This is a genomic window from Halomonas sp. BC04 (assembly GCF_000568385.1).
On sequence record NZ_AZQX01000330.1, the window covers coordinates 1 to 6,130 of the forward strand.

The 6,130-nt window shown below is 61.9% G+C and carries 3 protein-coding genes and 2 pseudogenes; 2 read left to right on the forward strand and 3 right to left on the reverse strand.

All coding sequences use genetic code 11. The features are described 5' to 3' along the window. Window positions 1-310: 310 nt before the first annotated feature. The 3 genes and pseudogenes from mmsB to Q427_RS22305 form a co-directional block, all read right to left on the reverse strand. Window positions 311-1,212, reverse strand: a pseudogene (gene mmsB / locus Q427_RS22295) (3-hydroxyisobutyrate dehydrogenase). Between the two features lie 57 nt (window positions 1,213-1,269). Continuing rightward, window positions 1,270-2,424, reverse strand: coding sequence for an enoyl-CoA hydratase/isomerase family protein (locus tag Q427_RS22300; protein WP_043517390.1), 1,155 nt, complete (start codon window positions 2,422-2,424; stop codon window positions 1,270-1,272). A 31-nt stretch (window positions 2,425-2,455) separates the two neighbouring features. Further along, complete coding sequence (locus Q427_RS22305; RefSeq protein ID WP_043517391.1) at window positions 2,456-3,622, reverse strand: acyl-CoA dehydrogenase family protein; 1,167 nt, start codon at window positions 3,620-3,622, stop codon at window positions 2,456-2,458. A 427-nt stretch (window positions 3,623-4,049) separates the two neighbouring features. On the opposite strand from Q427_RS22305, the gene Q427_RS22310 reads away from it, so the two are divergent. Both Q427_RS22310 and Q427_RS22315 read left to right on the forward strand, forming a co-directional pair. Next, entirely contained in the window at window positions 4,050-4,490 is a 441-nt protein-coding gene (locus Q427_RS22310; RefSeq protein WP_081786157.1) for a MerR family transcriptional regulator, read from the forward strand. A 110-nt stretch (window positions 4,491-4,600) separates the two neighbouring features. Next, window positions 4,601-6,130 (forward strand): annotated as a pseudogene (locus Q427_RS22315) (AMP-binding protein); the annotation flags it as partial.

The window sequence follows — 6,130 nt, forward strand, 5'->3', positions numbered from 1 at the left end:
GGCCTCCCAGGCGGTGACGSCAACGCTGGCGAATATCGCTGACGCAGCAGGCCTCCGCCGGGGCGCCTACCGGCGCCAGTCGCGATGCAGTGCAGCGCTCCAACAGCTTCTTTTCCTGCCATGACAAGCGACTACCGCACTGTAGGAGTATCTTCAGATCACGACTGGAGGCCGAAGGCCTCCCCGGCGGGGTTGCCAGGGTTCGCGACCACCACCGACGTTTCAGCCTCCGCCGGGGCGCCTGACGGCGCCAGTCGCGACGCAGAGCGGCGCTCCAACAGCTGCATTCTCCACCGACGGTGCCGCTCGCTCAATCCTCTTCGCCGGCGCGGAAGAGTTTCTGGATGCTGGAGAAGTCCTTGCCGCCGTTACCCTGGGACGCATGGAGGGCGAAGAGGTTACGCGCCTGGGAGCCCATCGGCACCGTGGCCTTGCTCTCAAGGGCCAGTTCCCAGGCGAGCCCCAGGTCCTTGGCCATGAGGTCGGTCAGGAAGCCGCCTGGTAGTCGCGAGACGCCGCCGAGCCCTGCATGACGCCCGGCCAGGGGTTGTAGACGTTGAGCGCCCAGTTGCCGCCGCTGCTCTGCTTCATGATCTCCGAGAGCACAGCGGGGTCGAGGCCGTTCTTGACGCCTAGCGCCAGGGCTTCGGCGGTGCCGCTCATCAGGATCCCCAGCAGCATGTTGTTGCAGATCTTCGCCACCTGTCCCGAGCCGACTTCGCCCGCATGAAAGATATTCTTGCCCATGCCTTCCAATACGGGCTTGGCCTGCTCGAACCCGGCTTCGGTACCCCCGACGATGAAGGTCAGCGTGCCGGCCTGGGCTCCGCCCACGCCACCCGAGACGGGTGCATCGAGATAGGTCAGCCCACGTTCGGCAGCAGCGGCACCGACGAAGCGGGCATCCTCCGGCGAAATGGTCGAGGCGTCGATAATCAGCGGCTTGCCTTCCAGGGCATCGAACAGGCCCGGCGAAGACTCTCGGCCGAGATAAAGGCGCCTTACGTGCTGACCGGCGGGCAGCATCGAGATGATGACATCGGCACCGCTGGCGGCGCTCTGTGCACTGGCACAGGCTTGGGCACCGGCTTTTTCCAGGCTCTTCATGGCCGCATCCACCAGGTCGAAAACGCTGACCTCGTGGCCGGCCTTGACCAGGTTGGCGGCCATCGGCGCGCCCATGTTACCCAGTCCGATAAAGGCGATATTCATGCAAGTCGCTCCTGAGAGTCGTTATTGATTGTTGGTTACAGCCGGTAAACCCAGCATTCAATTTACGCGTTCGCCGGTACCGAGGTCACGCAGCGGGTGCGATTCGCTGTCCCACAGCGGCCTCATCAGGGCATCCAGATCGGCCTGTGGCACGCTGTCGACGTCGGCATGCCGCCACCTGGGGTTCTTGTCCTTGTCGATCAGCAACGCGCGCACGCCCTCCGCGATGTCCCCCTGCCGGCAGCACTGCACCGACAAGTTCAGCTCATCGCGGAAGGCGTCCGCCAGGCTGGTAAGCCGATGACGATCCAGCATCAGCCAGACCAGGTGTGCGCTCAGCGGGCTGCCGGCCTCGAGGCGTGTGCGGTTGGCGGCTAGCCAGGCATCGTCACGGGTATCGCGCAGGATCTGCTTGACGGCAGTAGGCGCATCGACCTGCCCTACCAGCTTCTGAATATGGTCGAGATGCGGCCATACCTGCGCCTGAGGTGCCGGGGAGCGCTCCTCCATGGCATCGATAGCCACTTGCACGCCGTCTCGCAGGTCCCGCGGCGTGCGCGCACCGAAATCCCCTTCCCCCAGGGCCTCGAGGAGGGCTTCCCGTCTGTCGCGGGGGACGAAGTGATCCGCCATGCCCAGATCCAGCGCATCCCGGGCATTCAACTGGGCGCCGGTGATGCCGAGATAGGCGCCAATACCGGGCGGCATGCGGTTGAGGAACCAGCTGGCGCCGATATCCGGATAGAGACCGATGGTGATTTCCGGCATGGCGATGCGTGTGGTTTCGGTCACGATCCGGTGCGAAGCCCCGGCCGTCAGGCCCAGGCCGCCGCCCATGATGATGCCGTCACCCCAGAGCAGGATCGGTTTGGGATAGGTGTGAATCCGGTAATCAAGCCGATATTCCGTGGTGAAGTAGGTCTCGGCAAAGACACTATCGCGACCTGACCCACGGTTCTCGCCCTCCTCGGTCATGGAGCGATACAGGGCCACCACATCGCCACCGGCACAGAAGGCCTTTTCCCCCGCGCCTTCGAGCCAGACCGCCACGATGCTGCGATCCACTGCCCAGGCGTCGAGCTTGGCCATGAGCTGTTGTGCCATGGTCAGCGTCAAGGCATTGAGCGATTTGGGCGCATTGAGGGTGGCCACGCCGATCCGCCCACCGTCCCTTGTCGGGCGCTCGTCGAAGATGACCGCAAGTTCCGTCATGCCACTGTTCTCCTGATTGTTATCCGTAGTCTTACTGCAACGCCTCGATCACACCGTCCGCGAGCAGCCGACGAGCCACGATGACCCGCATGATCTCGTTGGTGCCCTCGAGAATCTGGTGCACCCGGGTGTCACGTACCATGCGCTCCAGCGGGAACTCCCTGAGATAACCGTAACCGCCGTGGAGCTGGAGTGCATCGTTGCAGACATTGAAACCCATGTCGGTGGCGAATCGTTTGGCCATGGCACAGTGGGCCGTCGCGTCCGGGTCGTTGTTGTCGAGCCGCCATGCCGCCTGGCGCACCATCAGCCTCGCCGCCATCAGCTCGGTAGCCATGTCAGCGAGCTTGAACTGCAGCGCCTGGAAGCTGGACAGCTCACGGCCGAACTGCTTGCGATCGGCCATGTAGTCCCGAGCCAGGGTCAACGCATGCTGGGCCGCACCCAGCGAACAGCTGGCAATATTGAGCCTTCCGCCGTCAAGCCCCTTCATGGCCAGCTTGAAACCCTCGCCCTCGTCACCCAGGCGATTGCCGACCGGCACACGGACGCCATCGAAACTGACCAGACGTGTCGGCTGGCTCTTCCAGCCCATCTTCTCTTCGTTCTTGCCGTATTCGATGCCTTCCGCATCAGCCGGCACCAGGATCGCGGACACCCCACTTGCGCCGCTGTCAGGCCCGCCGGTACGCGCCATGACAATGAGCACGTCGTTGGCACCGGCTCCCGAGATGAACATCTTGGAACCGCTGATGACATACTCGTCGCCATCCCGTACGGCTTTCGTGCGCAGGCTGGCTGCGTCCGAGCCTGACCCCGGTTCGGTGAGGCAGTAGCAGCCCAGGCACTCGCCGCTGACCAGCCGGTCCACCCAGCTTTCACGCAGTGCTTCGCTGCCCCAGCTGGCCACCATCCAGGCAACCATGTTGTGGATGGTAAGATAGGCGGTCGTCGAGATGCAGCCCTGGGAGAGCTGCTCGAAAATCAGCGAAGCATCCAGGCGAGAAAGGCCCAGTCCTCCACGCTCTTCGGGGATGTAGATGCCGAGGAACCCCGCCTCACCGGCGCGGCGGATGACGTCGACCGGGAAGTGCGAGGTTGCGTCCCATTCGGCGGCGTGGTCGGCCAGTTCGACCCTGCTGAAGTCGGCGGCCGCCTGAACGAGCGCCTTCTGGTCATCGGTCAGGGAGAAATCCATCGAGGTGTCCTCATGTATCGACTGAATGGTACGACCGAGATGTTCGATCCAGGTAGTGGTATCTGATAGGTCGCCGGATCGCCATGGGTGTGAAAGAACCCCATTCGCGAAGCCTGATGGCAACCAACCTAGCACTTGCTAGGTTTTATCGCATACATCCCTTGGTCTACAAGCACTTTACGTTAACGTCAACGTCGTCTAGTGTTGCAGATTAAGTGGAGGGAAACCGCCAGGAGCCTGTCGAATTTGACCGATCGTCGCGAGAGATTCGGATTTCGAGGCAAGTTTATCGATCTGATGAGGCGAATAGCCCGCTATTTTACGAATCAGATCGAATGAAATTGGCCGAAAGACCGGGTCTCGCAGTAGATCAGCGTTAAGTCTGACAGGCTCCCAAACGGCCCACCAAGTCACAGGAAAGGTAGCAATGAGCACAGCCGAACCGGAAGCCACCACTGCAATCAATGGCAGTCTGCCGCAGCAGCGCCGCACCTATTCCATCGGGGAACTGGCCCGAATGTTCGAGGTGACGCCGCGCACCATCCGGTTCTACGAACAGGAAGGCCTGCTGGCACCTGAGCGCCGAGGGCAGACTCGCATCTATCATGAAAAGGATCGGGTACGACTCAAGCTGACCTTACGGGGTAAGCGGCTCGGGTTCTCCCTGGCCGAGATACGTGAAGTCATCGAGATGTATGACGCCATGCCTGATGGAAACGCACGCCAGCTCAAGCGACTCCTGGAAATACTGGCTGACAAGCGAACCAACATGGAACGACAGCTCGAGGACATAAGACTGATGCAGCGAGAGCTCGATGACGTGGAGATGCGGGCCCGCGACGTCCTCAAGCGCCTGGACCAGCAGTGATACTTCACTGCCGGCTTTTCCTGTTACCAAGTCGCCACGTATTGCCATCCTGAATCCAGCTCGTGTGCCAGTTTTCCAATTTCTCTTGCAACAACAAGACGGGTAACACCATGACACGCCAACACTCACAGAATCGCGTCCAGAACAGCTACGTCAGCGGTATCAGCGATACCCCCCTCAAGGGTCAGACCATCGGCGATTGTTTCGACGAGACGGTGGCACGCTTCCCCGATGGCGAAGCACTGCTCAGCCTGCATCAGGGTCTACGCTATACTTGGACGGAGCTGCAGCACGCGGTGGATGAGGCGGCCCGCGCCATGCTGGCCCTTGGGGTCAACAAGGGCGATCGCGTGGGCATCTGGTCACCCAACTGCGCCGAGTGGACCATCACACAGTTTGCCACCGCCAAGATCGGCGCGGTACTGGTCAACATCAACCCCAGCTACCGTACCCACGAGCTGGAGTATGCCCTCAAGCAATCGGGCAGCTCGACGCTGATTCTTCAGGGGAAATTCAAGTCGTCGGACTATGTCGCCACGCTGGCCGAGCTGGCACCGGAGGTTAGTGAAAAGCTGGCTTCGAGCGACCTTTCCTGTGCACGCCTTCCCGAACTCAAGCGGGTCGTCTGTCTCGATGCAGACCTCGCCCTGCCCGGCATGCTCACCTGGCAGGGCATGCTGGAGCATGCCGACAAGATTTCCGCCGAGCAACTGGCGGAGATCCAGGGCACCCTGCAGTTCGACGATCCGATCAATATCCAGTACACCTCCGGCACCACAGGGGCGCCCAAGGGGGCGACCCTGTCGCATCACAACATTCTCAATAACGGCTTCTTCGTGGCCCGCACCATGGGCTTCACCGAGAAGGATCGCCTGGTGATCCCGGTGCCGCTCTACCACTGCTTCGGCATGGTGATGGGCAACCTGGGCTGCGTCACCCATGGCGCCACCATGATCTATCCGGGCGACGGCTTCGAACCGGAGGCAACGCTGAAAGCCGTCTCCGACGAGAAGGCCACGGCGCTCTATGGTGTGCCCACCATGTTCATCGCCGAACTGGAGCACCCCAACTTCGCTCAGTACGACCTCTCGACGCTGCGCACAGGCATCATGGCCGGCTCCATCTGCCCATCGAGGTGATGCGCCAGGTCATCGACAAGATGAACATGGAAGACGTCACCATCTGCTACGGCATGACCGAGACCAGCCCGGTCAGCTTCCAGACCCAGACCGATGCACCGCTGGACAAGCGCGTGACCACGGTCGGTACGATCCATCCCCACCTGGAGGTCAAGCTGGTCAGCCCCGAGACCGGTGCCGTGGTGCCTCGCGGCGAGACCGGGGAGCTTTGCACCCGCGGCTACAGCGTGATGCTGGGCTATTGGGAGAACGAGGAAGCCACCGACAAGTCCATCGATAATGCGGGCTGGATGCACACCGGCGACCTGGCGACCATGGATGAAGAGGGCTATGTGGCCATCGTCGGTCGCATCAAGGACATGATCATTCGCGGCGGGGAGAACATCTATCCTCGCGAGATCGAGGACTTCCTCTACACCCACCCGGCCATCTCCGATGTACAGGTCATCGGCGTGCCCGACGAGAGGTACGGCGAGGAGGTCATGGCCTGGGTCAAGTTGA

Coding starts and splice junctions, on each gene's coding strand:
- Q427_RS22300 (WP_043517390.1), bottom strand. CDS start 2,424: ATGACGGAACTTGCGGTCATCTTCGACGAGCGCCCGACAAGGGACGGT.
- Q427_RS22305 (WP_043517391.1), bottom strand. CDS start 3,622: ATGGATTTCTCCCTGACCGATGACCAGAAGGCGCTCGTTCAGGCGGCC.
- Q427_RS22310 (WP_081786157.1), top strand. CDS start 4,050: ATGAGCACAGCCGAACCGGAAGCCACCACTGCAATCAATGGCAGTCTG.